The 26473-nt window shown below is 73.9% G+C and carries 29 protein-coding genes; 19 read left to right on the top strand and 10 right to left on the bottom strand.

The window, feature by feature from the left end:
• Positions 1-119 precede the first annotated feature (119 nt).
• Entirely contained in the window at positions 120-1334 is a 1215-nt protein-coding gene (locus AB0637_RS13995; protein WP_366173017.1) for a cellulose binding domain-containing protein, read from the bottom strand.
• Between the two features lie 73 nt (positions 1335-1407).
• Entirely contained in the window at positions 1408-2208 is an 801-nt protein-coding gene (locus AB0637_RS13990; RefSeq protein ID WP_366173016.1) for an HAD-IB family hydrolase, read from the bottom strand.
• 41 nt (positions 2209-2249) lie between these two features.
• Here AB0637_RS13990 and AB0637_RS13985 point away from each other — a divergent pair, with 41 nt between their 5' ends.
• The 10 genes from AB0637_RS13985 to AB0637_RS13940 all read left to right on the top strand — a co-directional run bounded on the left by AB0637_RS13985 (position 2250) and on the right by AB0637_RS13940 (position 12370).
• A complete protein-coding gene (locus tag AB0637_RS13985; protein ID WP_366173015.1) occupies positions 2250-2552 on the top strand; it encodes a glutaredoxin family protein in 303 nt (100 codons plus the stop codon).
• 176 nt (positions 2553-2728) lie between these two features.
• Positions 2729-3445 carry a redox-sensing transcriptional repressor Rex gene (locus AB0637_RS13980; RefSeq protein ID WP_366173014.1) on the top strand — a complete coding sequence of 239 codons (717 nt, stop codon included), beginning with the start codon at positions 2729-2731 and terminating at the stop codon, positions 3443-3445.
• A 9-nt stretch (positions 3446-3454) separates the two neighbouring features.
• The gene (locus tag AB0637_RS13975) at positions 3455-4786 is read left to right on the top strand and encodes a glutamyl-tRNA reductase (RefSeq protein ID WP_366173023.1); all 1332 of its coding nucleotides are present in this window, start codon (positions 3455-3457) and stop codon (positions 4784-4786) included.
• On the top strand, positions 4783-5838 hold the full coding sequence (gene hemC, locus AB0637_RS13970; RefSeq protein WP_366173013.1) for a hydroxymethylbilane synthase: 1056 nt from the start codon (positions 4783-4785) through the stop codon (positions 5836-5838). Before AB0637_RS13975 ends, hemC begins: the two co-directional genes overlap by 4 nt.
• Positions 5839-5843: 5 nt before the next feature.
• Entirely contained in the window at positions 5844-7637 is a 1794-nt protein-coding gene (locus AB0637_RS13965; protein WP_366173021.1) for a uroporphyrinogen-III synthase, read from the top strand.
• A 61-nt stretch (positions 7638-7698) separates the two neighbouring features.
• A complete protein-coding gene (gene hemB / locus AB0637_RS13960; protein WP_366173012.1) occupies positions 7699-8676 on the top strand; it encodes a porphobilinogen synthase in 978 nt (325 codons plus the stop codon).
• An 88-nt stretch (positions 8677-8764) separates the two neighbouring features.
• Positions 8765-10057, top strand: a complete 1293-nt coding sequence (locus AB0637_RS13955) for a Fic family protein (protein WP_366173011.1) — start codon at positions 8765-8767, stop codon at positions 10055-10057.
• A 138-nt stretch (positions 10058-10195) separates the two neighbouring features.
• Complete coding sequence (locus AB0637_RS13950) at positions 10196-11353, top strand: aldose epimerase family protein (RefSeq protein ID WP_366173010.1); 1158 nt, start codon at positions 10196-10198, stop codon at positions 11351-11353.
• 157 nt (positions 11354-11510) lie between these two features.
• Entirely contained in the window at positions 11511-11948 is a 438-nt protein-coding gene (locus AB0637_RS13945; RefSeq protein ID WP_366173020.1) for a helix-turn-helix transcriptional regulator, read from the top strand.
• Positions 11942-12370 (top strand): VOC family protein, encoded by a 429-nt coding sequence (locus AB0637_RS13940; protein ID WP_366173009.1) that lies wholly within the window; start codon positions 11942-11944, stop codon positions 12368-12370. Before AB0637_RS13945 ends, AB0637_RS13940 begins: the two co-directional genes overlap by 7 nt.
• A gap of 10 nt (positions 12371-12380) precedes the next feature.
• On the opposite strand, the gene AB0637_RS13935 is transcribed toward AB0637_RS13940, so the two are convergent.
• The 4 genes from AB0637_RS13935 to AB0637_RS13920 all read right to left on the bottom strand — a co-directional run bounded on the left by AB0637_RS13935 (position 12381) and on the right by AB0637_RS13920 (position 13662).
• Entirely contained in the window at positions 12381-12518 is a 138-nt protein-coding gene (locus AB0637_RS13935) for a hypothetical protein (RefSeq protein ID WP_366173007.1), read from the bottom strand.
• A 76-nt stretch (positions 12519-12594) separates the two neighbouring features.
• Positions 12595-12786: a hypothetical protein gene (locus AB0637_RS13930; RefSeq protein WP_366173006.1), complete on the bottom strand. Its 192-nt coding sequence runs from the start codon at positions 12784-12786 to the stop codon at positions 12595-12597.
• Positions 12783-12941, bottom strand: coding sequence for a hypothetical protein (locus tag AB0637_RS13925; protein WP_366173004.1), 159 nt, complete (start codon positions 12939-12941; stop codon positions 12783-12785). Before AB0637_RS13925 ends, AB0637_RS13930 begins: the two co-directional genes overlap by 4 nt.
• A gap of 103 nt (positions 12942-13044) precedes the next feature.
• Positions 13045-13662, bottom strand: coding sequence for a pyridoxamine 5'-phosphate oxidase family protein (locus AB0637_RS13920; RefSeq protein WP_366173003.1), 618 nt, complete (start codon positions 13660-13662; stop codon positions 13045-13047).
• A gap of 139 nt (positions 13663-13801) precedes the next feature.
• Here AB0637_RS13920 and AB0637_RS13915 point away from each other — a divergent pair, with 139 nt between their 5' ends.
• The 8 genes from AB0637_RS13915 to AB0637_RS13880 all read left to right on the top strand — a co-directional run bounded on the left by AB0637_RS13915 (position 13802) and on the right by AB0637_RS13880 (position 20955).
• Positions 13802-14398 carry a hypothetical protein gene (locus tag AB0637_RS13915; RefSeq protein WP_366173002.1) on the top strand — a complete coding sequence of 199 codons (597 nt, stop codon included), beginning with the start codon at positions 13802-13804 and terminating at the stop codon, positions 14396-14398.
• Positions 14399-14554: 156 nt separating this feature from the next.
• On the top strand, positions 14555-15913 hold the full coding sequence (hemL, locus tag AB0637_RS13910; protein WP_366173001.1) for a glutamate-1-semialdehyde 2,1-aminomutase: 1359 nt from the start codon (positions 14555-14557) through the stop codon (positions 15911-15913).
• Positions 15910-16551 (top strand): histidine phosphatase family protein, encoded by a 642-nt coding sequence (locus AB0637_RS13905; RefSeq protein WP_366173000.1) that lies wholly within the window; start codon positions 15910-15912, stop codon positions 16549-16551. Before hemL ends, AB0637_RS13905 begins: the two co-directional genes overlap by 4 nt.
• On the top strand, positions 16551-17183 hold the full coding sequence (locus AB0637_RS13900; RefSeq protein WP_366172999.1) for a TlpA disulfide reductase family protein: 633 nt from the start codon (positions 16551-16553) through the stop codon (positions 17181-17183). Before AB0637_RS13905 ends, AB0637_RS13900 begins: the two co-directional genes overlap by 1 nt.
• The gene (locus AB0637_RS13895; RefSeq protein WP_366172998.1) at positions 17180-17953 is read left to right on the top strand and encodes a cytochrome c biogenesis protein CcdA; all 774 of its coding nucleotides are present in this window, start codon (positions 17180-17182) and stop codon (positions 17951-17953) included. The genes AB0637_RS13900 and AB0637_RS13895 overlap by 4 nt, the downstream gene beginning before the upstream one ends.
• 12 nt (positions 17954-17965) lie before the next feature.
• Positions 17966-19687 carry a cytochrome c biogenesis protein ResB gene (locus tag AB0637_RS13890; RefSeq protein ID WP_366172997.1) on the top strand — a complete coding sequence of 574 codons (1722 nt, stop codon included), beginning with the start codon at positions 17966-17968 and terminating at the stop codon, positions 19685-19687.
• Positions 19684-20670 carry a c-type cytochrome biogenesis protein CcsB gene (gene ccsB, locus AB0637_RS13885; RefSeq protein ID WP_366172996.1) on the top strand — a complete coding sequence of 329 codons (987 nt, stop codon included), beginning with the start codon at positions 19684-19686 and terminating at the stop codon, positions 20668-20670. The genes AB0637_RS13890 and ccsB overlap by 4 nt, the downstream gene beginning before the upstream one ends.
• A 3-nt stretch (positions 20671-20673) precedes the next feature.
• Positions 20674-20955 carry a DUF4229 domain-containing protein gene (locus AB0637_RS13880; RefSeq protein ID WP_366172995.1) on the top strand — a complete coding sequence of 94 codons (282 nt, stop codon included), beginning with the start codon at positions 20674-20676 and terminating at the stop codon, positions 20953-20955.
• A gap of 15 nt (positions 20956-20970) precedes the next feature.
• Here AB0637_RS13880 and AB0637_RS13875 read toward each other — a convergent pair whose 3' ends face one another.
• The 4 genes from AB0637_RS13875 to menE all read right to left on the bottom strand — a co-directional run bounded on the left by AB0637_RS13875 (position 20971) and on the right by menE (position 23847).
• Positions 20971-21261, bottom strand: a complete 291-nt coding sequence (locus AB0637_RS13875) for a hypothetical protein (RefSeq protein ID WP_366172994.1) — start codon at positions 21259-21261, stop codon at positions 20971-20973.
• A gap of 49 nt (positions 21262-21310) precedes the next feature.
• Positions 21311-22231, bottom strand: coding sequence for a 1,4-dihydroxy-2-naphthoate polyprenyltransferase (locus AB0637_RS13870; RefSeq protein WP_366172993.1), 921 nt, complete (start codon positions 22229-22231; stop codon positions 21311-21313).
• A gap of 81 nt (positions 22232-22312) precedes the next feature.
• Entirely contained in the window at positions 22313-22570 is a 258-nt protein-coding gene (locus AB0637_RS13865; RefSeq protein WP_366172992.1) for a PLDc N-terminal domain-containing protein, read from the bottom strand.
• 83 nt (positions 22571-22653) lie between these two features.
• A complete protein-coding gene (gene menE, locus AB0637_RS13860; RefSeq protein WP_366172991.1) occupies positions 22654-23847 on the bottom strand; it encodes an o-succinylbenzoate--CoA ligase in 1194 nt (397 codons plus the stop codon).
• A gap of 204 nt (positions 23848-24051) precedes the next feature.
• Between menE and AB0637_RS13855 the strand changes: the two genes are divergently transcribed.
• A complete protein-coding gene (locus AB0637_RS13855) occupies positions 24052-26466 on the top strand; it encodes an EAL domain-containing protein (RefSeq protein ID WP_366172990.1) in 2415 nt (804 codons plus the stop codon).
• Positions 26467-26473: the final 7 nt, after the last annotated feature.

Here is a 26473-nt window from a genome sequence, read left to right as displayed (position 1 = left end):
CCGGTGCGCGGCCGCCTCGTGCGTGACGCCGAACGCGTCGCGGAAGTCCTCCACGGCGAGGTCCTTGTCGGCCTTGGTGGAAGCGAGGTGCCAACGATCCGACCCCGGAGGGCGAGGCGTCAGGTGCAGGTGACCGTGGCCGGCGTGGCGGTGCTGCCGGTCGCGGACAGCTGGTAGCCGAACGTCGTCGTCGCGCCCGCGGCGAGGGAGCCGTTGTAGGACGCGTTCTTGACCGTCAGGGTCCGGCCGGACTGCGTCCAGGTGCCGTTCCAGAGGTTCGTCACCGTCTGCCCCGCGGGCAGCGTCGCGACGGTCGTCCACCCGGTGCGGGCCTCGGGGCCGTTGGCCACCGTGACGGTCTGGACCGCGCCGGCGCCCCAGGCGGAGTCGGTCCGCGCCGTGGCCGAGCAGACGGGGCGGCCCGACGTCGGGCGGGTGGAGCGCGTCACGGTCGGCGTCGCGGTAGCGGTTCCGGTGGGGGAGGCCGTGGCGGTGCCCGTCGCGGTGGAGGTCGGGGACGCGGTGGGGGTGGACGTGGAGCCCGTGCCGGCCGAGAACGACGTCACCGCGAGACCCGTGCCGCTGGTCCACGGTTCGAAGCCCGCCTGGATGCTCGTGAGGTACCAGGACCGCTGGACCCAGCCGCGGGCGAGGGCGTCGTCGAAGAAGGTGCTGACGGCGAAGTCCATCGACGACGTGGGCGTCTGGCGCACGTAGGAGACGACGTTCCAGCCGGTGTTGCCGAACCAGACGTCCCAGGTCGCTCCGGCGAGCGTCACGGTGCCGACCTTGCTGCCGACGGGCTGCGGGCGGCCGGCGTGGTTGAGCCACACCATGACCTCGGCGCCGGTGTTCTGGCCGTCGGTGCGCGCGGTGGGGTCGAACCACAGGTCGTAGGACGCGTCCCACTCACCCGTCGTCGGGTACGTCATGGCGACGCTCGTGCGGACCGACCCGAAGGTGCTGCTGGAGGCCTGGACGGGGGAGAAGCCCGTCGTGCAGTCCGCGTAGTGGCAACCCCAGTAGATCGACGGGTAGCTCTTCGGCGCCCCGTTGGTGGCGACCGCGCCGTCGGCCTGCGTGACCTTGAAGCCCGTCGCCGTGGGTTCGATGCACTGCTGCGCCGAGGTGCCCCACCGGTTGTTCTGGATGCGGTACTTCCCGTCCGCGGTGGTCGTCTTGGCGTACTGGTCGCACAGGGCCGTGGCGGCGGCGGCGCTGGGGGTGTCGAGGGTGGTGACCGCGGTGGCGGCGCCCGCGACGAGCGCGGTGACGGCCGCGGCCACGGCGAGCTTCGGTCCGGCGGAGGCGGCGAGGGCACGCAGACGAGGCACGCCGCTGTCTCGACGGTCCGGACCGTCGACCTGAGGGCTCGGGGGTGTGCTGTGCATCACAGTTCCTGTCTCCTCACCTGCGGCGGACCAGGCCGGCCACGACGACGGCACCCGCGGCCACGCCACCGGCGCGGACCGTCCAGCGGGCGACGTGCTGCCACGAGCGGAACTCGTGGACGGGCCACCCGTGGGCGGCCGCGTGCCGGCGCAGCGCGCGGTCGGGGTTGACCGCGCACGGGGAACCGACCATGCCGAGCAGCGGCAGGTCGTTGGCGGAGTCGGAGTAGGCGGCGCACCGGGCCAGGTCCAGGCCGGAGCGTTCGGCGAGGTCGCGCACGGCGTCCGCCTTGGCCTGTCCGTGCAGGGGTTCGCCGATGAGGCGACCGGTGTAGGTGCCGTCGACGGACTCCGCGACCGTGCCGAGCGCGCCGGTCAGGCCCAGGCGGCGGGCGACGACGTCGGCGAGCTCGACGGGGGCGGCGGTGACGAGCCAGACCGGGACGCCGGCGTCGAGGTGACGGCGGGCGAGCGTGCGCGTCCCGGCGCTCACCTTGGCCTCGACGTGCTCGTCGTAGACCTCCTCGCCGATCTGCCGGATCTGCGCCGTCGAGTGCCCGGCCACGAAGGCCAGGCCGAGTTCGAGGACCTCCCCGAGGTGCCCGAGGTTCTCCCCGCGCAGGGCGAAGTGGAGGGCGCGACGGCCGAAGCGCTGCAGCTCGCGCCGGGAGAAGAAGCCCCGGGCGGCCAGCCCGCGGGCCAGGTAGAACAGCGAGGCGCCGCGGACCATGGTGTTGTCGAGGTCGAAGAACGCGGCCTCGCACACAGCGCTCCCGCCGGGCAGGGCGGTGCTGCGGAGGGCCTCGTCGCGGTGCACTGCGGCATCGTAGGCCGCCGCACCGACAGGAAGGGTGACGAATGGACCACGCAGAGCGAACGACGGGCGTCGGGGAGGCGCGTGTCGTCCTGGTCTCCCGGGTCGGGTGCCACCTGTGCGACGACGGCCGCGAGGTCGTGCGGACGGTCGCCGAGGCCGCGGGCGTGAGCTGGACCGAGGTCGACGTCGACGCCGACCCCGACCTGCTGCGGCGGTTCACGGACAAGGTCCCGGTGGTGCTCGTGGACGGCGCCGAGAAGGACTTCGGGCGCCTGGACGCCGTCCGGCTGCGGCAGGCGCTCGCGGGGAAGCGGTGGTGGCGGCGGTCCCCGCGCCTCAGGTGAGGTGAGGCTCACCTTCGCGCGAAACCGCAGGTCAGGGGCGACGTGGTCCTCGTCACGCCGAGCGTGCACGACTTTGTGCGTGGCTTCACAAGAGCCTAGGCTGCTGGCGCACGACCAGGGGTCCCGGGTTCCTCCGGGACCCGAGCGACGCGTACGAGGGTGCTGGTCTGACCGCTGTGGACGAGGACGACGTGGGGACGGTCGACGTCCCCGAAGCGACCGTGGCGCGGCTGCCCCAGTACCTGCGGGCTCTCTCCGTCCTGGCCGAGGCCGGTCTGCAGACCGTGTCCTCCGAGGCGCTCGCCGAGGCCGTCGGCGTCGGGTCGGCCAAGCTCCGCAAGGACCTGTCCCACCTCGGCAGCTACGGCACCCGCGGTGTCGGCTACGACGTGACCGAGCTGCACCGGCAGATCGCCGACCACCTCGGGCAGACGACGCCCTGGAACGTCGTCATCGTCGGGATCGGCAACCTGGGCCACGCCCTCGCCGGCTACGGCGGCTTCGGTGACCGCGGCTTCCGCGTCGTCGGCCTGTTCGACGACGGCTCCCAGGTCGTCGGGGAGGTCGTCGCCGGGCTGCGCGTGCGGCCGCTGGCCGACCTGCCGCAGGTCGTGCACCCGGGCGCCACCATCGGCGTCCTCGCGGTCCCGGCCGAGCACGCCCAGGGCGTGTGCGACCAGCTCGTCGCCGCCGGGGTGCGCAGCGTCCTGAACTTCGCGCCGGTCGTGCTGCGCGTCCCCGCGGGTGTCGACGTCCGCAAGGTGGACCTCGCCTCCGAGCTGCAGATCCTCGCCTTCCACGCCCAGCGGCGGGCTGTGCGCGGGGCCGCTCCCGTCGCCCCGCGCCTGCCGTCCCTGGCTCCTGTGACCGAACGTGTCGGAGAGGTGGTCTGAGTGGCCCTCATGGTCGTGGGCCTGTCCCACCGGACGGCGTCCCTGGAGGTGCTCGAACGCGCCAGCTTCGACGCCGACGCCGCCCAGCAGGTCGTCGCCGCGCTGTCCGCCTCACCGCACGTCGACGAGGCGTTCGTGCTGTCGACGTGCAACCGCGTCGAGCTCTACTGCGACGTCAACCGCTTCCACGGTGGCGTCGCCGACGTCGGTGACGCGCTGTGCCGGCGGATCGGCCTCGGGGTCGACGAGCTCGGTGAGCAGCTCTACGTCCACTACGAGGACGCCGGGGTCGAGCACCTGTTCCGCGTCGCGTGCGGGTTGGACTCGATGGCCGTCGGCGAGAGCCAGATCCTGGGCCAGCTGCGGCTCGCGCTGCGCGACCTGCACGACCGCGGCCGCACCGGCGGGACGCTGGACCGCCTGCTGCAGAACGCGTTGCGCGTCGGCAAGCGCGCCCACTCCGAGACCCGGCTGGACGCGGCGGGGGCCTCCCTCGTCGACGCCGCGATGACCCGCGCCGCCGCCGTCGTCGGTGGGGAGCTCGCGGGCCGGCGCGCCCTCGTCGTCGGCGCCGGGGCCATGAGCGCCCTCGTCGCGACGACCTTCGCCCGCGCGGGGCTCGACGTCGTCGTCGCCAACCGGACCCCCGACCGGGCCCAGCGCCTCGCCGCGGCGATCGGTGGTCGCGCCGTCGGGCTGGACGACCTGCGCACCGAGGTGGCCGCCGCCGACCTCGTCGCCAGCTGCACCGGTGCCGTCGGGCACGTCCTGGACGTGGCGACCGTCGCGGCCGCCCTGCTCGACCGGCCCCAGCGGCCGCTCGTCGTGGCCGACCTCGCCCTGCCGCGCGACGTGGCGCCCGAGGTGGGCACGCTGCGCGGGGTGCACCTGGCCGACCTCGAGGCCCTCGGGGCCGACCTCGCCAGCAGCGCCGTCGCCGATGACCTTCGCTCGGTGCGCGCCATCGTCGCCGAGGAGGTCGCGGCGCACGCGGCCTCGCTGCGGGCGGCCGACGTGGCCCCGACCGTCGTCGCGCTGCGGGCGCAGGCCCGGCACGTCGTCGACGCCGAGATGCGCCGGCTCACCAGCCGCGTCGACCTCGACGACGCGGCCCGCGCCGAGGTCGACCGCACGGTGCACCGCATCGTCGAGAAGCTCCTGCACACCCCGACCGTGCGCGTGAAGGAGCTTGCCGAGGCCCCCGGTGGCGTCGGGTACGCCGCCGCGCTGCGCGCGCTGTTCGACCTCGAGGTCGGTCCCGACCGGGCGCGCGGCGGAGCCCTGCCGGGCGACGCGCCGCTGTCCGGCACCGTCGCCGACGCCGTGGGACGCGTGTCGTGACGCGTGCGCTCCGGCTCGGCACCCGTCGCAGCGCGCTGGCGACGACCCAGAGCTCCTGGGTCGCCGACCTGCTGCGCGGCAACGGGTCCGAGGTCGAGCTCGTCGAGGTGACGACGCACGGCGACGTCAACCGGGCACCCCTGGCGCAGATCGGCGGCACGGGCGTCTTCGTCTCCGCGCTGCGCGACGCGCTGCTGGCCGGCGAGGTCGACCTCGCGGTGCACTCGCTCAAGGACCTGCCGACGGCACCCGCCGACGGTCTCGCGCTGGCCGCCGTGCCCGAGCGCGAGGACCCGCGCGACGCGCTCGTCGCGGCCGGAGGACGCACGCTCGCGCAGCTGCCCGCCGGGGCCCGCGTCGGCACCGGTTCCCCGCGCCGCCGGGCCCTGCTGACCGCGCTGCGCCCGGACCTGCAGGTCGTCGCCGTCCGCGGGAACATCGACACCCGGCTCGGCTTCGTCGCCTCCGGCGAGCTCGACGCCGTCGTCCTGGCCGCGGCCGGGCTGGCCCGGATCGGTCGCTCGCACGAGGTCAGCGAGTTCTTCGAGCCCTCCGCGTTCGTCCCGGCGCCGGGGCAGGGGGCGCTGGCCGTGGAGTGCCGCCTGGACGACGAGGAGGTCCGGACCGCGCTGGCCCCGTTCGACGTCGCCGCCGTGCGCCGGGCCGTCGCCGCCGAGCGCCAGGTCCTCGCCTCGCTCGAGGCCGGCTGTTCGGCACCGGTCGGGGCCTACGCCGACGCGGACGCGCTGCACGTCGCGGTCTTCGCCGACGGTGGGGACGCCCACGGCGCCCTCGTGCGCCGCACCCGGCCGTTCGCGACTGTCGCCGACGAGGCCTCCGCGCGTACGTTGGGTGCCGACGTCGCCCGCGACCTGCTGGCCCACGAGCTCTCGGGGGCCGCTGCGACCGGTCGCCGTCCCGAGAGCCCCCCCGCGTCAAGACCCGGTGTGCCCGCTGTGAACCACGGCGACGGACCGCAGGTCTCGTCGGAGAACCACCCCCAGGACCGTCCGGACGACGGTCCACGTCCCGATCCGGAGAGTGGCTCGTGAGCACGATGACGAACAGCCCCCTCGTCGCCGACCCGGAGCAGGTGCCGGTCGTCGAGGTGGCGGTGGCCCCCGAGGTGAGCGTCCTCACCGAGGTGGTGGACGCGAAGAAGAGCCGCGACGACGTGCCTGCGCAGCCCCGCACGAAGAGGACGTCGTCGAAGGGGTCGGTCCGCAAGGACAAGACCGGCGACCGGGACCGCGCGGCGAAGGCCGACAAGGAGCTCGGGCACGTCTCCTTCGTCGGGGCCGGCCCGGGGGACCCGGGTCTGCTCACCGTGCGCGCCGTCGACCTGCTGCGCACCGCGGACGTCGTCGTCCTCGACCAGGCCAGCCGTGAGGACCTCGTGGCCCGCTTCGGCCGGACGGGCGTCGAGGTGCTCGACGCCGGTTTCGGTGACGACGGTCAGCCGCTGACCCGCGCCGCACGCGCCAAGCTCGTCGTCCGGGCCGCCAAGTCCGGCGGCCGCGTCGTGCGCCTCATGGACGGCGACCCCTCGACCTTCACGGGTCTCGTCGACGAGGTCGCGGCCTGCCGCAAGTCCGGGGTCGGCTTCGACGTCGTCCCGGGCGTCTCGGCCGTCAACGCCGTGCCCGCCTACGCCGGGGTCCCGATGACGACGCCGTCGACGTCGAGCGTCAACGTCGTGCACCCCGCCGGGCGGACGCTGGACTGGTCCCGGCACGCCGACGCCGACGCCACCGTCGTCGTCCTCGGCACCGGGGACGACATCGCCGCCGCCGCCCGCGGGCTGCTCGCGGCCGGTCGCTCGGCGGCGACGCCGGTGGCGCTGACGTCCCACGGCACGACGACGACGCAGACCACGACGACGGCCACCCTCGGCACGCTCGAGGCCGCCGCCACCGTCATCGACGGCTCGCCCACGACGGCCGTCGTCGGTGACGTCGTCGCGCTGCGCGAGCAGAACAGCTGGTACGAGACGAAGCCGCTCTTCGGCTGGCGGGTCCTCGTGCCGCGCACGAAGGAGCAGGCCGGCGGCATCACGACCCGGCTGTCCGACCACGGGGCCACCGCCGAGGTCGTGCCGACCATCTCCGTCGAGCCGCCGCGCACGCCGCAGCAGATGGAGAAGGCCGTCAAGGGCCTGGTGACCGGCCGGTACGAGTGGATCGGGTTCACCTCGGTCAACGCCGTCCGCGCGGTGCGCGAGAAGTTCACCGAGTACGGCCTCGACGCCCGCGCGTTCTCCGGCCTCAAGGTCGCCGCCGTCGGCGGGGTCACCGCGGACGCGCTGCGCGAGTGGGGGATCGAGCCCGACCTGCTGCCCGAGAACGAGCAGTCGGCGGCCGGTCTGCTCGAGTCGTGGCCGCCCTACGACGACGTGCTGGACCCCATCAACCGGGTGTTCCTGCCGCGCGCCGACATCGCGACCGACACCCTCGTGGCGGGTCTGCAGGAGAACGGCTGGGAGGTCGACGACGTGACGGCCTACCGGACCGTGCGCGCCGCCCCGCCCGCCGCGCCCGTGCGCGACGCCATCAAGACGGGCGCGTTCGACGCGGTCGTCTTCACGTCGAGCTCGACCGTGCGCAACCTCGTCGGCATCGCGGGCAAGCCGCACCCGTCGACGGTCGTCGCGTGCATCGGCCCGGCCACGGCCAAGACCGCCGAGGAGCACGGCCTGCGGGTCGACGTCCTCGCCGCCGAACCGAGCGCCGAGGCGCTCGTCGAGGCGCTCGCGGGGTACGGCCAGGGCCTGCGGGCCAGCGCCGTGGAGGCGGGCGAACCCGTCCTGCGGCCCAGCCAGAAGAAGTCGTCCGCGCGCCGTCGGGCGCGCTGAGAACGGCGCGCTCCGCGCGCGAAGACTAGTGCGCGCCTCCGGCGTGCTGAGAGGTTCCCCCGTGGTGCAGTTGCCCGTCCGTCCGCGCCGTCTGCGCTCCACCCCGGCCATGCGCCGGCTGGTGACCGACGTGCACCTGCACCCGGGGGACCTGGTCCTGCCCGTCTTCGTGCGGGAGGGGATCAGCGAGGACCAGCCGGTCCGGACGCTGCCGGGGGTCGTGCAGCACACCCGCGAGTCCCTCGTCGCGACGGCCAAGGAGGCCGCCGCCGCCGGCCTCGGCGGGATCATGCTCTTCGGTGTCCCCGAGCGCCTCGACGCGACCGGTTCGGGCGCCGACGACCCCGACGGCATCCTCAACGTGGCGCTGCGGGACGTGCGCGACGCCGTCGGTGACGACCTCGTCGTCATGGCCGACCTGTGCCTCGACGAGTTCACCGACCACGGCCACTGCGGCGTCCTCGACACCCGCGGCCGCGTCGACAACGACGCCACCCTCGAGCGCTACGCCTCCATGGCGCTGGCCCAGTCCGCCGCCGGCGCCCACGTGCTCGGGCCCAGCGGGATGATGGACGGCCAGATCGGCGTCCTGCGCAGCGTCCTGGACTCCGGCGGGTACGAGGACGTCGCCCTCTTCGCCTACGCCGTGAAGTACGCGAGCGGGTTCTACGGCCCGTTCCGCGAGGCCGTGAACTCCCAGCTCAAGGGCGACCGCCGCACGTACCAGCAGGACCCGGCCGCCAACGTGTCCGAGGCGCTGCGCGAGGTGCGCCTCGACCTCGACGAGGGCGCCGACATGGTCATGGTGAAACCCGGCCTGCCCTACCTCGACGTGCTGCGCGCCGTCGCCGACGTCGCCGACGTCCCCGTCGCGAGCTACCAGGTCTCGGGGGAGTACGCGATGGTCGAGTTCGCGGCGCAGGCCGGGGCGATCGACCGCGAGCGCGTGGCGCTGGAGTCGCTGCTCGCGCTGCGGCGGGGCGGGGCGCAGATCGTGCTGAGCTACTGGGCGCTGGAGGCCGCGCGCGAGTGGCTGTGACGGACTGAACCTTGCATCGAGCGGTGTTCTGTAGAACTTTGGGTGCTCAACCTTGCATGGTCCAGTCGGGCATGAAAGGTTGTCGGCTGTGGCCGCCTTCGAGGACGCGTTCTGGACGGCGGGTGGCGAGACCGGCCTCCCCAGTCGGGACCGCAGGTCCGGCCCCTACCGCACCTACCGGCCGGACCCGCTCGGCGGCCGTCCCCTCGTCGTGGATCCGGTGGTCTCCCGGCGCATCAGCGAGGTCGAGCGGTCGATCCGGCGGATCGCCGGCGGGACGACCGGCGTCGACCTCGAGGGCCTCTCCCGTTTCCTCCTGAGGTCGGAGGCCGTGGCCAGCTCCTTCATCGAAGGCATCGCACCGTCGAGCGCCAACGTCGCGGTCGCCGAGCTCGCCCAGACCGAGGACGTCCAGAGGGTCGGCGACCAGGCCCAGCTGGTCGCGCGGAACATCACGATCGTCGCCCGCGCCACCGAAGAGCTGGTGGCTCTCGACGAGGTCACGGTGGACGACGTCGTCCGGCTGCAGAGCAGCCTGATCCACGAGGAGCGGCACCACGGGGTCCGCGTGGTCCAGAACTGGATCGGCGGGTCCAACTGGCACCCGCTCGAGGCGCAGTTCGTGCCCCCGCCCCCGGACCACGTCGACGGGCTCATGGCGGACCTGCTCGACTACGTCAACGGGTCCCACCACGCACCCCTCGTGCAAGCGGCTCTGGTGCACGGCCAGTTCGAGACCATCCACCCGTTCACCGACGGCAACGGCCGCGTGGGCCGTGCCCTCATCCACACGGTGCTGGCCCGACGGGGCCTGACACGTCAGGCCGTCCTGCCCATCAGCCTCGTCCTCTCGACCCTGCGTGAGGAGTACGTGGGGGGACTCACGTCCTACCGTTTCGAGGGCCTCCCCGACGCGCAGGCTGCGCTGTCCGGGACGCAGCGGTGGATCCAGACCTTCGTCGAGGCGGCAGCCGTCGCCGTGCAGCAGGCTTCTGAACTGGCCACCGCGGTCGGCGACCTGCGCACCGAATGGGACGAACGGCTCGCTCGACACAGAGCGGGACGCGGGGTCCGCGAGGTGCCGCGGTCGGGTTCGGCGACGGCCAGGCTCCTGGCGCTGCTCCCCGAGGCGCCGGTCGTGACGGCCCGTACCGTCGAGCGGGTGCTGGGCGTCTCGTACCCGGCGGCAAACGCGGCGGTCCAGGACCTCGCCGAGGCGGGGATCCTGCGCGCCCGGCAGTTGAACCGCGGGACCACCGGGTACCTGGCCACGGAGGTGCTGGACCTGGTCGACCTCACGGAGCGCCAGCTGGCCAGCACGGCTTTCGACACCCGGACGAGCCCGCCGAACCGGCCGGTACCGGCGCGGCGTCAGTTCTGAGGAGGAGGTCCGGAAGGGCCCGCACCATCTGAGAGCGCTCCCAAGAGATCGTTGACGCGAGCCACCAGTCGCACCTACCGTCTCAGGCGCCCCACAGGACACAGGGGCCACACCGGAGCTCGAGGAGGAGCAGTCCGCATGACCTTCACCCCTTCGCGACGCAGCGTCGTCCTGGCCGCCACCGGCGCCGCGGCGCTCGTGGGCGCCGCGGCGACCCCTGCGTTCGCCGCCGAACCCGACCTGTCCACCCAGCACTGGGGCGAGCTGCCCGACGGCCGCTCCGTCGAGCGCTGGACCCTCACCAACGGTGAGGTCACCGCCCGCGTCATCACCTACGGCGGCATCCTGCAGAGCCTGGAGTTCCCCGACCAGCGCGGTCGGGTCCGCAACGTCGTGCTCGGGTTCGCCGACCTCGAGGGCTACCTCGCGGGCAACAACCCCGGCCCGTACTTCGGCGCGCTCATCGGCCGCTACGGCAACCGCATCGCCGGCGGGAAGTTCACCCTCGACGGCGTCGAGCACCAGTTGCCGCTCAACGACGGCACGAACACCCTGCACGGGGGCACCGACTCCTTCGACAAGCGCCTGTGGGCGGCCACCCCGGTCACCGAGCAGGGCAAGGTGGGTGTGCGACTGACCCTCGACAGCCCCGACGGCGACCAGGGGTTCCCGGGGAACCTGCACGTGGAGGTCACCTACACCCTCGACCGCTTCGGTCAGCTGTGCCTGGACTACTCCGCGACGACGGACGCGGCGACCGTCGTGAACCTCACGAACCACACCTACTGGAACCTCGCCGGGGAGGGGACCGGCAGCGTCCTGGACCACGAACTGACGATCCACGCCGACCGGTACACCCCCGTCGACGACACCCTCATCCCGACCGGCGAACTGGCCCCCGTCGCCGGAACCCCGCTGGACTTCCGGCAGCCGACCCGCATCGCCGCGCGCATCCGGAAGCCGTTCCAGCAGCTGCTGTTCGCCAAGGGGTACGACCACAACTGGGTCCTGGACCGCGGTGGTGCGGGGCTCGAGGAGGTCGCCGTGCTGCACGACCCGCGCAGCGGCCGGACCCTGCGGATCTCGACGACCGAACCGGGTCTGCAGTTCTACTCGGGCAACTTCCTCGACGGGACCCTCGTCGGTTCCGGTGGCGGGACGTACCGCCAGGGCGACGGGCTGGCCCTGGAGACGCAGCACTTCCCGGACTCGCCGAACGAACCCGACTTCCCCTCGACCGTGCTGCGGCCGGGGCAGGAGTACCGCACGACGACGGTGTTCGCGCTGTCCCGCTAGGTCCCGGCGCACCCACCCCTCGCCGGCGCTGCGCCCGTCCGCCCGGAACCTCCGGGAACCGCCCGACACGACGGCGTGTCGTCGGACGGCTGCAGCGCCGGGAGGGGGCGTGCCCGTGGACGAACGGCGACGCCCGGTCCACACTCGGACCGTGCCCCTGCCCCGCGACGACCTCGTGCGCCTGCGACGGGTCCGCGACCGCATCGACCGCGACCACGCGCAGCCGCTCGACGTGGCGGTCCTCGCGCGGCAGGCGCTCATGTCACCGGGCCACTTCTCCCGCAGCTTCAAGGCCGCCTGGGGCGCGACGCCGTACGACTACCTCATGACCCGGCGGATCGAGCGGGCCAAGGCGCTGCTGCGCCGCGGGGACGTGTCGGTCACGCAGGCGTGCTTCGCCGTCGGCTGTTCGTCCCTCGGGTCCTTCAGTGCACGCTTCACCCGCCTGGTGGGGGAGAGCCCGAGCGCCTACCGCGCCCGTGACCACTCGGCCGCGGCCGCCATCCCCAGCTGCGTCCTCGCGCGGGCGTCGAGACCGGTCAGGATCGGAGAAGCGCCGGAGGGGACCGTCGCCCTAGCGTCGTCCCCATGCTGAAGGTGACCAACGTCCTCCTGACCGTGCACGACCACGACGAGGCCCTGGGCTTCTACCGCGACCAGCTCGGCTTCGAGGTGACGCAGGACGTCTCCTACGAGGGCATGCGCTGGGTCACGGTGACGTCGCCCGACCAACCCGACGTCCACGTCGTCCTCGAGACGCCGCAGTCCTGGCCGGACGCCCCGCAGTCCGACCGCGACGCGGCGCTCGACCTGCTCGCCAAGGGCCTCATGTCCCGGCTCGTCTTCACCACCGACGACGTCGACGCGTTGCACGACAAGCTGTCCGCGGCCGGGGCGGAGATCACCTCCGAACCCGTCGACCAGCACTACGGCGTGCGCGACTTCGGCGTCCGCGACCCCTCCGGCAACCAGCTCCGGTTCAACCAGCCGCTGGCCTCGCCGCCCTCCTGGGGCTGAGCGGAGCGCCTCACTCGAAGGGCGGCGGCCCCGGGCGCGGACCCGGGCCGTCGTCACCGCGAGCGGCGCGGATGCCGTCCCGGACCCCGGCCCGCACGGCCCTGTAGACCACGTAGGCCGTGACGGCCAGGCCGACCGCCCACAGCACCAGCGGGAGACCGAGGCCAAGGAGGCCCGCGACGCCTGGTTCTCGGATCGTGCCCGGACCGTAGCGGCGTCGGGGCCTACGCGTCCGGGAGTTCGCGCCGCCGGCGGCGCCGGGTCACCGCGGCCCGGACGCCGTGCCCGAGGGCGAGGGCGCCGAAGAGGCACCAGAGGCGGTCCCACCCGGCGCCGCGGTGGACGACCTCGGCCGCGAGCACGAGGACCAGGGCGAACCCCAGCTCGAGCCCGACCTCGCGCAGCGTGCGGGTCACGACCGGCCCCGCAGCGGACGCAGGCACCAGGGCGCAGCCCGCCGGGCCAGCGCCGCGGTGACCCCGCCCACGGCACCCACCCCGGTGCCGGCGAGCACCGATCGTCCGGTGCTGCTGCACCGCGCGTCCTCGTGCCACCCGGCGGTGCGCTCCACGTCAGACCTCCTCAGGTGTCCGGTGTCCTGCGTCGATCGTGGCACCGCCGCCCCGGGCGTGGACCGGGTCCTGACCTCCGGACCGGGTGCCGCTCCGGGTGGGTCAGCTGCGGTAGAGCCCGTCCGCGTAGCTCGGCCCGTAGTACCGCTCGAGCTCCTCCAACGGTGTCTCCGGTCGCTCCAGGGCCTTGGCCAGCTGCGGGCGCGAGGGGGCGGCGTCCGGTGTCCACGTCGCGGGGTCCCACAACTGCGAGCGCAGGAAGGCCTTGGAGCAGTGGGAGAACACCTGCTCCACCTCCACGACGACCGCGAGCAGGGGTCGGTGCCCCTTGACGACCATGTCGTCGAAGAAGGCGGCGTCGGTCACGAGGCGGGCCCGGCCGTTGATGCGCAGGCTGTCGCCGCGGCCGGGCAGCAGGCTCAGGAGGCCGACGTGCGGGTTGCCCAGGACGTTGCGCAGGCCGTCGACCCGGCGGTTGCCGGGTCGCTCCGGCAGGGCGACCGTCCGGTCGTCGAGCACGTGGACGAACCCGGGCGGGTCGCCGCGCGGGGAGACGTCGCAGCTGCCGTCGGGGGCCGACGTCGCGAGCAGGCAGAACGGGGAGGCCGCCAGCCACGCCCGGTCCAGCTCGTGGAGGTGGTCGCGTTCCTTGGCCAGTGCCTGCGGCACCGGGTCGCCCACGAGCCGCCGCAGTTCGTCCTCGTCCGTGATCTCGCGCACACACCGAGTGTGCTCCTCGTCCTGTGCACGCGGGGTACCGGTGCCGTCCCGGTCTCCACAGCCCCGCGCCGCCGGCGTGTCGTCCACACCCCGGCCCTCGCCGCCGTCGCGGACCGGCCGGGGCCGCCAGGGTCGGCGCATGACCCTCGAGCTCACCCCGCCCCCGTCCCACGACCGCGTCGTCCCGTGGACGGCGACCCGCCCCCGCGAGACCCTCGAGCAGTGCTGGCGCCGCCTCGCGGACGGGGGGCCGAGCTGGACGGCGGGTCTGCTCGACGTCGTCGAGCCCTTCGTCCTGGCCGCGCCCACCCACGACGGTGACGTGGCCCGCTTCCGCGACCTGCCGTGGACGGCGGCGGCGACGCTGCTGGCGCGGTTGCCCTCCGACCGGTTGGCCGACCGGCAGAACGCGGCCCCGTCCCTGGGGTCGCTGCTCGTGGCGGCCGTGGGCCACCCGCGGGAGGTGGAGCTGCACGGCTACCTCGTCCCCCCGAACCGCAGCGACGAGCGGATCACGGCGGAGGGGCTGGTCGTCTACGACCACCCCGAGCTCGACGAGTTCCGGCTGGTCGACTCCGACGAGCCCTGCGAGGAGACGGGCTGCGAGTGCCGGGCGTTCTGGAGCTCGGTGCAGGCGTCCTTCGGGCTCGCCGACGCCCAGCACGGTCCGCACGTCGTCGCACCGCGCACGTGCCGGCGGACGGGACGGACGGGTTGGTACCTGTGGTGGACGTGACGGCAGGCCTGGGGCCGGACCTGGGGACCGACGGGACGTCCGCTGTGGCCCCTGCGCTCCCGAGGAGGTGACCTCCGTCACGCTGCCCCTCCGACACGCCGTCGTAGACGGCCCCTGGGGCGGTCGCACTGCCCGGAGCTTGCGACACTGGGCACCGTGACCGCGTCGACGCCTGCCCCGACGACCTCCCCCCGCCCCGACGACGCCCCTGTCTCGGCCGCCCTCTTCGAGCGCGCCGCCGCAGTCATCCCCGGCGGGGTGAACTCGCCCGTCCGGGCCTTCCGGGCGGTCGGGGGCACGCCGCGGTTCGTCGCCTCCGCCCGCGGCCCCTGGCTGACGGACGTCGACGGCCGCGAGTACGTCGACCTGCTGTGCTCGTGGGGACCGATGATCCTCGGGCACGCGCACCCCGACGTCCTCGCCGCGGTCCAGGCCGCCGTGCTCGACGGCTTCTCCTACGGGACGCCGACCGAGCGCGAGGTCCTCCTGGCGGAGGAGATCGTCCGTCGCGTCGAGCCCGTCGAGCAGGTGCGCCTCGTCAGCTCCGGCACCGAGGCGACCATGAGCGCCATCCGGTTGGCCCGCGGCTTCACGGGCCGTCCGGTGATCGTGAAGTTCGCCGGGCACTACCACGGGCACGTCGACGCGCTGCTGGCCTCGGCGGGCTCGGGGCTGGCGACCTTCGCGCTGCCGGACACCCCCGGCGTCACGGGGGCGGCCGCGGCGGACACCGTCGTCATCCCCTACAACGACCCCGAGGCCCTCGAAGGGGTCTTCCGCGAGCACGGTGAGCGCATCGCCTGCGTCATCACCGAGGCCGCCGCCGGCAACATGGGCGTCGTCCGGCCCCAGCCCGGCTTCACGGCCCTGCTGCGCCGGCTGACGCGCGAGCACGGGGCGCTCATGGTCTCCGACGAGGTCATGACGGGCTTCCGTGTGAGCTCCGCCGGCTGGTACGGCTACGAGGGGTTGGGGATCGAGAACGCCCCGGACCTGCTGACCTTCGGCAAGGTCATGGGCGGCGGCTTCCCGGCCGCGGCCTTCGGCGGCCGGGCCGACGTCATGGCGCACCTCGCGCCCGCCGGTCCCGTCTACCAGGCGGGCACGCTCTCGGGGAACCCGATCGCGACGGCCGCCGGGCTCGCCACGCTGCGCGGGACGACCCCGGAGGTCTACGCCGCGGTCGACGCGAACGCGGCCACGGTCCGCGACGCGGCCTCCGCGGCCCTGAGCGCCGCCGGCGTCCCGCACGTCGTCAACACCGCGGGCTCGATGTTCAGCGTCTTCTTCACCGAGCTCGACGCGGTCACGAACTACGACGAGGCCCGCCGGCAGGACCTCGGCGCCTTCCGCGCGTTCTTCCACGCCATGCTGGACGCGGGGATCCACCTGCCGCCCAGCGCCTTCGAGGCGTGGTTCCTGTCCGCCAGCCACGACGAGGACGCCCTCGGCCGGATCCTCGAGGCCCTGCCGGGGGCGGCCCGCGCCGCGGCGCAGGGGAGCGGGTCGCTGTGAGCGCGAGGACGACCGTCCACCTCGTCCGCCACGGCGAGGTCTTCAACCCCGAGCGGGTCCTCTACGGCCGCCTGCCGGGGTTCCGGCTGTCCGACCGCGGCCAGCGGATGGCCACGCGGCTCGGCGAGTTCTTCGCCGACCACGACATCGCGTCGGTGACGGCCTCGCCGCTGCAGCGCGCCCAGGAGACCGCGACCCCCGTCGCGCGCACCCACGACCTCGACCTCGGCACGGACCCGCGCCTCATCGAGGCCGGCAACAGCTTCGAGGGCCACCGCGTCACCGACGGCTCGGGGTCCATCCGCGACCCGCGGGTCTGGCCGCGGCTGTGGAACCCGTTCCAGCCGAGCTGGGGCGAACCGTACGAGCAGCAGGTCGCCCGCATGACCTCCGTCGTGCGCGACGTCCGCGACGCGTTCCCGGGGCGGGAGTCGGTGCTCGTCAGCCACCAGCTCCCCGTGTGGGTCACGCGGTTGCGGGCCGAGGGTCGGCCGCTGGTCCACGACCCGCGGCGGCGCCAGTGCGCCCTCGCGTCCGTCACGTCGCTGGAGTTCTCCGGCCGCACGCTCGTCTCTGTCGCCTACACCGAACCCGCCGCCGACCTCCTCATCGGCGCCGACCCGGTCCCGGGGGCCTGATGGGGATCTCGCGCAGGGCGTTCGGGACCGCCGCGCTGTCGGCGGTGTCGGCTCTCGTCGTCGCCGGCTGCGGTGGGGGCGACGGGCTGCCGGAGTCGCAGGGGCAGAACTACATCGAGGGCGACGGTTCCATCGTCCAGTTCAAGCCCGACGAACGTCGGGAGCCGGTCGAGTTCACCGGCACCACCGTCGACGGCTCTTCGGTCGACGTCGCGCAGTACCGCGGCAAGGTCGTCGTGCTCAACACGTGGTTCGCGGGATGTTCCCCGTGCCGCAAGGAGGCCCCCGACATGGAGGCGGTCTGGCAGGAGTACGCCGGGCGCAACGTGCAGTTCCTCGGCATCAACACCTACGACACCGCCGCCATCGCCGAGTCGTTCCAGAAGAGCTTCGGCATCACCTACCCCTCGGTCCTCGACGCCGGGTCCGGGGCGGCGATGCTGGCGCTGCGGACGTACTCGCCGCAGGCGACGCCCACCACCCTCGTCCTGGACACCGAGGGACGCGTCGCGGCACGCGCCTCGGGGATCGTCCGCAAGCTCGACCTGTCCGGCATGCTCGACGACGCCGGCGCGACGCCCGCGGCGACGCCCGCCGGGACGTCGACCGCCTCTGCGAGCGCCCCCGCATGACGTCCGCGCTGACCACGGCCACCACGCTGCCGCAGTACGTCCAGAGCGGACCGTTGCTGCTGGCCGTGCCGTTGGCGGCGCTCGCCGGGCTCGTGTCGTTCCTCTCGCCGTGCGTCCTGCCCCTGGTCCCCGGGTTCCTGGCCTACGTGACGGGCCTGTCCGGGGGAGGGCTCGAGCAGCAGCGGCGCGGCCGGATGTTCCTCGGGGCCCTGCTGTTCGTGCTGGGGTTCTCGGTCGTCTTCGTCCTCATCGGCTTCACGGCCGGCAGCGTCGGCGGCTGGCTCATGGGCCTGCGCTACGCCGAGGCCTTCCAGCGCGTGGTGGGTGTCGTCGTCATCGCCGGTGGGCTGCTGCTCCTCCTGTCCCCGCTGTGGGCGCAGCGCGAGTACAAGGTGCGCTGGCGTCCACGCGCCGGTCTCGTCGGAGCGCCCCTGCTGGGCGCCCTGTTCGGCATCGGCTGGACGCCCTGCATCGGGCCGATCTTCGCGGCCATCTCCGCGATGGCGCTGACGACCGGTCGCGGTGACCGGGCTGCGGGGCTCAGCCTCGTCTACTGCCTCGGCCTCGGGATCCCGTTCATCCTCGTCGCTCTGGCCTACGGGCGCGGCATGAAGGTGCTGGGCGTCCTCCGCCGGCACCGGGTCGCCATCGACCGCTTCGGCGCCGTGCTCCTGCTCGTCATCGGCGTCCTCCTGGCGACCAACCAGTTCCAGCCCCTCGTGAGCTGGCTGCAGGTCCACCTCGTCTCCAACTTCCAGCCGGTGATCTGACGTGATGCTCTGATGGCCCGCACCGACGAGACCCACCTCGACGACCTCCGCGACGCCTACCGCGACGAGGGCGAGGGGACCGGGCGCACCCCGAAGCCGAAGCGCGAGCTCGCCTCGGAGCTGAAGCCCCTGGAGTTCCTCCGGTACTGCTGGCGGCAGCTGACGAGCATGCGCACGGCGCTGTTCCTGCTCATGCTGCTCGCCGTCGCGGCCGTCCCGGGCTCGACGTTCCCGCAGCAGAACAACGACCCCTCGGGCGTCGCGACGTGGATGGCCGACCACCCGACCGCCGGCCCGTGGGTCGAGCGGCTGCAGGGGTTCCACGTGTACTCCTCGGTCTGGTTCTCGGCGATCTACCTGCTGCTGTTCATCTCCCTCATCGGGTGCGTCACCCCGCGCGTCGCCGTGCACTGGCGCTCGCTGCGCGCGAAGCCGCCGCGCACGCCCGCCCGCCTGGAGCGGCTGCCCGAGCACCGGTCGGCGACGGTCGCGACCCCGCCCGAGGAGGTCCTCGATGCGGCCCGCCGGGTCCTGGCGAAGCGGCACTTCCGCGTCGCGGCGCGGGACGGGTCCGTCGCGGCCGAGAAGGGCCACCACCGCGAGACCGGGAACCTGCTGTTCCACCTCTCCCTCGTCGGGCTGCTCATCGCCATCGCCTCGAGCTCGCTCTTCTCCTACGCGGGGCAGCGGCTCGTGACCACCGGCGGGACGATGGTCGGCACCCAGCTCGACAGCTTCTCCGGGGGGACCTGGACGACCATCGACGACGTCCCGCCGTTCACGCTGAAGCTGGACTCGATGGACGTCGCGTTCGAGGCCCAGCAGTCCTCCCAGCGGGGGGAACCGCGCCGCTTCGCCGCGTCGGTGACCCTCACCGACGACCCCGGTGCGCCCGCGCGCCGCGAGAGGATCAGCGTGAACCACCCCGGGAAGGTGGGGCACACGCAGATCTCCCTGTCCGGCAACGGCTACGCCCCGGTCATCGTCGTGCGCGACGGGCAGGGGAACGTCGTGCAGGACGGCGCGACGCCGTTCCTGCCGCAGACCTCGAACTACGACTCCACCGGGGTCGTCAAGGTGCCGGACGCGGTCGCCGCGGACGGCAAGCCGGTCCAGCTCGGCATCCAGGGAGTGTTCCTGCCGACGGCGTCGGCCAACTCCGCCGGCGAACCCGTCTCGGCCTTCCCCGACCTCGTCAACCCCGTCCTCGTGGCCCGGGTGTGGACCGGTGACCTCGGCCTGGGCAGCGGCGTGGCCCAGAACGTCTACACGCTCGACACCTCGCGCATGACGCAGGTCGCGGGCAGCGACGGTCAGGCGCTCGCCCTGACGATGAAGCCCGGGGAGACGGTCCAGCTGCCGAACGGGCTGGGGTCGGTGGAGTTCACCGGCGTCGAGCGGTTCGCCAGCTTCGACGTCCGCTACACCCCCGGCCAGACGGCCGCGCTCGTCTTCGCGCTGCTCGCCACGACGGGGCTGATCCTGTCGCTCTTCCTGCCCCGCCGCCGGGTGTGGGTCAAGGCGTCGGTGTCCGGCGCGGGGACGTCGGTGCAGGTCGCCGGCCTGGCGCGCGGCAACGACGCAGGGCTGGCCGAAGAGGTCGAGGGGGTCCTGCAGCGCCTGCGGGAGGCCGTGGGCGAGCCGGAACCAGCTGGTGACGACGGTGGTTCGCCACCACCCCCCGCGGTGGGGGACCATGAGCAGTCAGTGCACGTTCCCGAGGAGAGACCGTGACCGTCGACGAGAACATCGCGAACGTCAGCAACGTCCTGCTCTACGGCGGGATGACCGCGTACCTGTTCTCCTTCATCGCCTACGCGAGCGACCTCGCCGAGGGCGCCAAGGAGATCAAGTCCCGCGAGGCGAGCCGCGTCGCCGCCGCCCGCGCGGGGGGTGGCACGACGACGCTCGAGCGTCCCGTCACCGCCCGGCGCCGCCGTGCGGCCGCGGTCGGGACGTCCCTGTTCGTCGTGGCGACGCTCCTGCACCTCGGCGCCGTCGTCACCCGCGGGCTGTCGGTGCACCGCGTCCCGTGGGGCAACATGTTCGAGTTCGCCCTCACGGGCTCGTGCGTCGTGGCCGTCGGGTACCTCGTCGCCGTCCTGCGGGCCCACAAGGCGGGGCTCGGCGGCGGGCGCGACGCGCGCTACCTCGGGACCTTCGTCGCGGGACCCGTCCTGGCGACCCTCGGCATCGCGCTGCGCAGCTTCTACGTCCAGGCGGGCCAGCTCGTCCCGGCCCTCGACAGCTACTGGCTGATCATCCACGTGTTCGTCGCCATCCTGGCCACGGCGCTGTCGACCCTGGGGTTCTCGGCCACCGTCCTGCAGCTCGTCCAGCAGAAGCGGGACCAGTCGCGCGCGGCCGGCGGTCGGCCCGGTGGGGTCTTCATGGACGCCCTGCCCGGGTCCGTGGAGCTGGAGCGCACCGCGTTCCGCCTCAACGCGGTCGCGTTCGTCATGTGGACGTTCACGCTCATCGCCGGTGCGGTGTGGGCGCAGGTGGCCTGGAACCGCTACTGGAACTGGGACTCCAAGGAGGTGTGGACGTTCGTCATCTGGGTCGTCTACGCCGCCTACCTGCACGCCCGCGCGACCCGCGGCTGGGACGGCAAGCGCGCGGCCTGGCTGTCGGTGCTCGGGTTCGCCTGCATGCTCTTCAACTACCTGGTCGTGAACATCTTCTTCCCCGGCCTGCACTCCTACGCGGGGGTCTGACCCATGGGCGTCACGTTCCGCTACACCGTCCTGCGGCTCGGCATCTTCGTGCTGTGCCTGGTCGTCGCCCGCGAGGCCGGCGCCGTCGGCTGGCTGGCGATCCTCATCGCCGCCGTCGTCTCGGTCCTGCTCTCCCTCGTCCTGCTGCGCCGGCAGCGCGAGCAGATGGCGCTCGCGCTGCAGCAGCGCATCGACGGGCGCATCGACGCCAAGCAGAACGGCACGGCGAAGAAGTCCAAGTTCGCGCGCGGGGTCGAGGAGGACAACGCCGCCGAGGACCGCTAGCGGGTCCCCGCCGTCTCAGCGCAGCGGCACGCTCGGCAGCAGCTCGGGCCGCTCCCGGTCCAGCTCCCGCAGGTCGACGACGGCGGGCACGTCGCCACCGGACGTCTCGACGGTGTCGAGGAGGACCTCGAGCACGCGGCGCACGAGGAAGGGTTCCTCCGCGGCCGTCGCGTGGATCTTCTCCAGCAGCTCGCCGTCGCTCGTCACGAGGTGCTCGCTGCGCTGCCCGTCCGACGTCTCGAGCACCGCGCGGTAGCGGTGCTCGCCGTCGGCCCAGACGTCGATGTCGCCACGCGTCTCAGCCACGGATCTCACCCATGCGCGCACTGTCCCGCGTCGAGGGTCCCCCCGCCAGTCACAGCGCCAGGCCGAGGGCCAGCAGCGCGCCGGCGAGCAGCTCCAGCTGGCCGGTGTCCTTCAGGACGGGGATGAGGTCCCGGCCGGTGGCGCCGCCCAGGACGGTGCGCAGCGGTCGCTGGGCCAGCACACCGGCCAGCAGCACGAGGGCCGCGAACGGGTGCCACGGGACGGTCGTCAGGGCCGCGACGAAGGCGCCCACGACGAGGGCCGCGTACAGGGTGCGGGTGCGCTGCTCGCCCAGGCGCACGGCGAGGGTGCGCTTGCCCGCCAGCGCGTCAGTGGGGACGTCGCGCAGGTTGTTCGCGACCAGGATCGCGCAGGCCAGGAACCCCACGCAGAACGCGCCGGCGACGGCCGTGCCGCCGATCCGCCCGGCCTGCACGAAGGTCGTGCCCATGACGGCGACGAGGCCGAAGAAGACGAAGACGAAGACCTCGCCGAGGCCCGCGTAGCCGTAGGGGCGCTTGCCGCCCGTGTAGTACCAGGCCGCGGCGACGCTCGCTGCGCCCACGAGGAGCAGCCACCACGCGCCGGACAGCGCCACGACGACGAGCCCTGCCAGACCCGCCACGGCGAAGCAGGCGAACGCGGCGTCCCGCACGTGCCGCGGTTCGGCCGCCCCCGAGCCCACGAGGCGGAAGGGGCCGACGCGGTCGTCGTCGGTGCCGCGGATGCCGTCGGAGTAGTCGTTGGAGTAGTTGACCCCGATCTGCAGGGCCAGGGACACGACGAGCGCTAGCACGGCAGGCACCCACGCGACACCGTCGACGGCGGCCGCGGCGCCCGTGCCGACGAGGACGGGGGTGATGGCCGCGGGCAGCGTGCGCGGCCGCGCGGCGGCGACCCACTGCCGGGGGGTGGCGCGCCGGTGGGTCACCGGGCTGGACGGCAGGGGGAGCGGCGCAGGGTCGGACACGAGCGTCCATCGTGCCAACCCCCTCGGGCCGCCCGGCTCACGGGGTGGCCCTCGGAGCCCACGCCCTCGGAGTCCACGCCCTCAGAGTCCACGGAGGAACTCCTCGTCGTCGTCGGGACCGCGGGGTGCGGGGCGGGACCCGAACGAGCGCGGCGGCTGGTCGGTGGGCCGGCCCGCGACGAGGTAGGCGATCCCCCCGACGAGGGGGAAGAACAGGACGAGGAGCAGCCACGCCCAGCGGGGCAGGTTGCGCAGGGTGCCTTCGGGCGCCTGGACGATGCTCACCAGGCACCACACGGTGAACGCCAGGAGGAGCACGGTCGGCACCACGCGGGTCATGCCCCAGTTTCGCACCCGCAGACCGGATGCCCCAGCCAGGACCTCCCCGTCGAGACCTCGCCGGGACCTCCCCGGTACCGCCGTCAGCCGCCGGGGCGGTCGGCGGCCAGGGCCCGCAACCGCGTGCGGTCCGGTTTGCCCGGCCCGCGCAGCGGCAGCTCCGGCAGCACGAGCAGCTGGCGGGGGGCGGCCCAGCGCTCCAGCCGGTGGGTCACCCGGTCGCGGACCTCCGCCAGCGTGGGGGCGGTCCCGGCCGGGACGACGCACGCGACGACGCGCTGACCCCACTCCGGGTCGGGCACGCCGACGACGACGACCTCCGCGACGCCGGGGGTCCCCGTCAGCGCCTCCTCCACGAGGCCCGGGGCGAGCTTGAGGCCCCCGGTGGTGATGAGGTCGTCGACGCGGCCCAGGACGCGCACGCGGCCCCCGTCGACCTGCGCGGTGTCGTCGGTCCGGAACCGGCGGGGGCCGGGGCCGGACGGGAACGCCGGGTGTCCGGGCCGGTCCCGGTAGCCGCGCGCGACGACGGGTCCGGACAGGACGAGCCGGCCGTCCTCGACGTCCGCCGTGACGCCGGACAGCGGCACGCCGTCGTAGACGCAGCCCCCGCACGTCTCGCTCGAGCCGTAGGTGGTGACGACGCGGACCCCGGCGGACCGGGCGCGGTCCAGCAGCGGTGCCGGTGTCGCGGCCGAACCGACGAGGACGGCGGCGTACCGGCGCAGCGCCGCGACCGGCTCGGCGTCCGGGTCGGGTGAGGCGTCGAGCAGCCGCACGAGCTGGGTCGGGACGAGGGAGGTCAGGAGCTGGTCGCCCGCGGCGGCCGCCGTGGCCGCGACGAAGGCGGCCGGGGTGAAGGGGCCGACGGGCAGGACCACCGGCTCGGTGCCGGCGCGCACGGAGCGCAGCAGCACCTGCAGCCCGGCGACGTGGTGGGCCGGCAGGGCGAGCACCCACTGCTGGGTCCCCGGACCGGGGGAGAGCCGGTCCGCCGTCGCCGCGGCGGACGCACGCAGGGCGCCGGCGGGCAGCAGGGCGCCCTTCGGTGCCCCGGTGGACCCGGAGGTCGAGACGACGACCGCCGTCGGGTCGTCCGGGTCGTCCTCCCCTTCCCCCAGGTCCTGGCCGGGACGCAGCCCGGGGTCGGGGGCCGAGTCCGCGGCGTGGGGGAGCAGGGCGTGCCCGAGCTCCCCGGCCAGGGCGCGCGCGAGGGCCGGCAGCAGGTCCAGGACGGCCTCGCCCGCCGGGACGGGCAGGGGGAGCAGGGGGCGCACGGGCGAAGGCTACGTCCGGGGCACACCGGTCACGTGACCACTTTCCGTGCGCGGTGCCGAGCACTGCGTGAGACGTTGCAGGTCAGGGCGGTACCGAGTTGCTCCGAACGAGTGCAAGCAGGTCGCTGGACCTTGATCGAGCGTGACCGCACGGTGCCGGAGTGTCAGGATGAGCCGCGTCCGGGCACGGCAGGGGAGGTGTTGATGAGCGCAGGCGTGCGGGAGCGCCGTCGGGTGGCCAGCGTCCTCTTCGACGGCGCCGTCACCCTCGCCGCCCTCGCGACCGTGGTCACAGCGGTCGTCTTCTTCCTGCGGGCCGACGGCGGGCCCGCCTGGGGCGAACTCGTCTTCTGCCTCGTCGTCGGTTTCCCGCTCATGCAGCTGCTGACGCGGTTCCCGTTCGCGATCAACACCAAGCACGCGGGTGTCGAGGTCCAGTTCGACGTCGGTGTCCTCGCCTTCCTGCTCTGCTTCATGCCGCCCACGAGCGCCGCGCTCGCCTGGTGCCTGTGCGTGGTGCCGACCAACCTGCTGCAGCGCAGGAGCTGGGTCAGCCGGACGTTCAACGCCGGCATCGGCGTGCTCTTCCTGCCGATCGCGCTCGTCGTGCTGGACGCGTTCGGCGTCGCCGGCCGCGTCGACGTGCCAGGGCCGGACGACGGCCCGTACCTGGCGGTCGCGCTGCGGGCGGCGCCGGACGAGGTCGTCGCCGTCTTCGCGGCCGTCCTCGCGGTGTTCGTCCTCGACGTCCTCGTGTCCGCCGTGTCCGTCGCCATCCAGGAGCACACCAGCCTGCGGCGCGAACTGCTGCACGCCGGCACCTGGCTCGCGGGCGGCACCAGCGTCGCCGTCGGCGGGCTGGGGTACCTGGGCGGGCTCGTCTACTACCGGCTCGAGAGCTGGGTCGCCCTGCTCCTCGTCATCCCCATGGTCGTCACGATGGTCGCGACCCGGGCCATGCGGCAGACGCGCGACGTCGCCCGTCGCAGCGAGGCGCTCTTCGAGGCCGCCACCGCCCTGCACACCCAGGGCCGCCGCGCCGACCTCGCCCGCGCCCTGCAGAAGCACGCGCGCATGGTCGCCGGCACCCCCGCGGCGATGGTGCGCTCGGTCGGTCCCGGCGAGGACGAGATCGGCGTCCCCGTCGTCGCCGGCGACGGGGTCGTCCTCTACATCACCGCGCCCCGGCGCCGGGACCCCAACCAGCGGGCCTCGGACGAGAAGGCGCTGGAGGCCCTCGCCTCCGTCGGGGAGGCCGCGTTCTTCCGCGTCAGCGCCAGCGAGGAGATGCACGGCCTGGCCCGACGGGACGTCGTCACCGGACTGCCCAACCGCCTGCAGTTCGCCGAGCACCTCGCCACCGAGCTCGAGCGGGCCCGCGACGGCCAGCGCCTCGACCGCCTCGTCGTCCTCTACCTCGACCTCGACGGGTTCAAGGGCGTCAACGACCGGTTCGGCCACGAGGCCGGGGACGAACTCCTGCGACTCGTCGGGGCCCGGCTGCGCGACACCCTGCGCGGCGGCAGCACCGTGGCGCGCCTGGGTGGGGACGAGTTCGCCGTCCTGCTGCCGGACTGCCTCGACGTCGAGGGCCTGTGCCGGCGCGTGCTCGTCGCGTTGCGCGTCGAGGTCCGGATGCGCGGTCACGTCCTGCGCGTCCAGGGGTCCATCGGGTTGTCCCGCGCCCGCCCCGGCGACGACGTCGGGACGCTGCTGCGCAACGCCGACACCGCCATGTACCGGGCCAAGGCCACGGGCAAGAACCGCTGGGTGGAGTTCCGCCCCGAACTCCTCGAGGAGGAGATCGCCCGCCTGCAGGTGATCGAGGACCTGCAGCAGGCCCCCGCCGAGGCGTTCGTCGTGCACTACCAGCCGATCGTGGACCTGCAGCACACCGGTTCCGGGGCCGTCGGGGCCCCCGTCGTCGGTCTCGAGGCGCTCGTCCGCTGGCGCCGCGACCGCGGCGGCGCCGTCGAACCGCTCGTCGGACCGGACGAGTTCATCGGGCTCGCCGAACGGTCCGGCACGGTCGTCGGCATCGGGGACTCCGTGCTGCGCCAGGTCGCGCGCGACGCCCCGCAGATCCAGCGGCACGCGGGCCGCCGCCTCGACCTCATGGTCAACGTCTCGCCGGTGCAGCTGCGCCACCCCGACTTCACCGAACGCGTCGCGTCCGCCGTGCGCCTGACCGCCGCCAGCGGGTGCCGCCTGCACCTGGAGATGACCGAGTCGGTCATGATCGACGACGACACCGTCGACCGGTTGCGCGACCTCGCCGAGACGGGGGCGCAGCTGACGATCGACGACTTCGGGACGGGGTTCTCCTCCCTCGGGTACCTGCGCCACCGGCCGTTCTCGTCGTTCAAGATCGACCGCAGCTTCGTGCGCGACATCGCGACCGAACCCACGGCCCGCGCCCTCGTCGAGGGCATGGTGAAGATGGGACAGGCCCTCGGGCTGACGATCGTCGCCGAGGGCGTCGAGCACGTCGAGCAGGCCGAGATCCTGCGCGAGATGGGCTGCCACCTGGCCCAGGGGCACCTGTACTGCCGGCCGCTGTCCGTCGAGGACATCGCCGAGGTGCTGTCGGCGCCGCTGGCGCCGAAGCTCACCGCCTGACCGACCG

It is taken from the genome of Kineococcus sp. NPDC059986 (genome assembly GCF_040702905.1).
Classification (GTDB): domain Bacteria; phylum Actinomycetota; class Actinomycetes; order Actinomycetales; family Kineococcaceae; genus Kineococcus.
The sequence above is the reverse complement of the archived record's forward strand: the minus strand, read 5'-3'. Positions and strand labels throughout refer to the sequence as shown.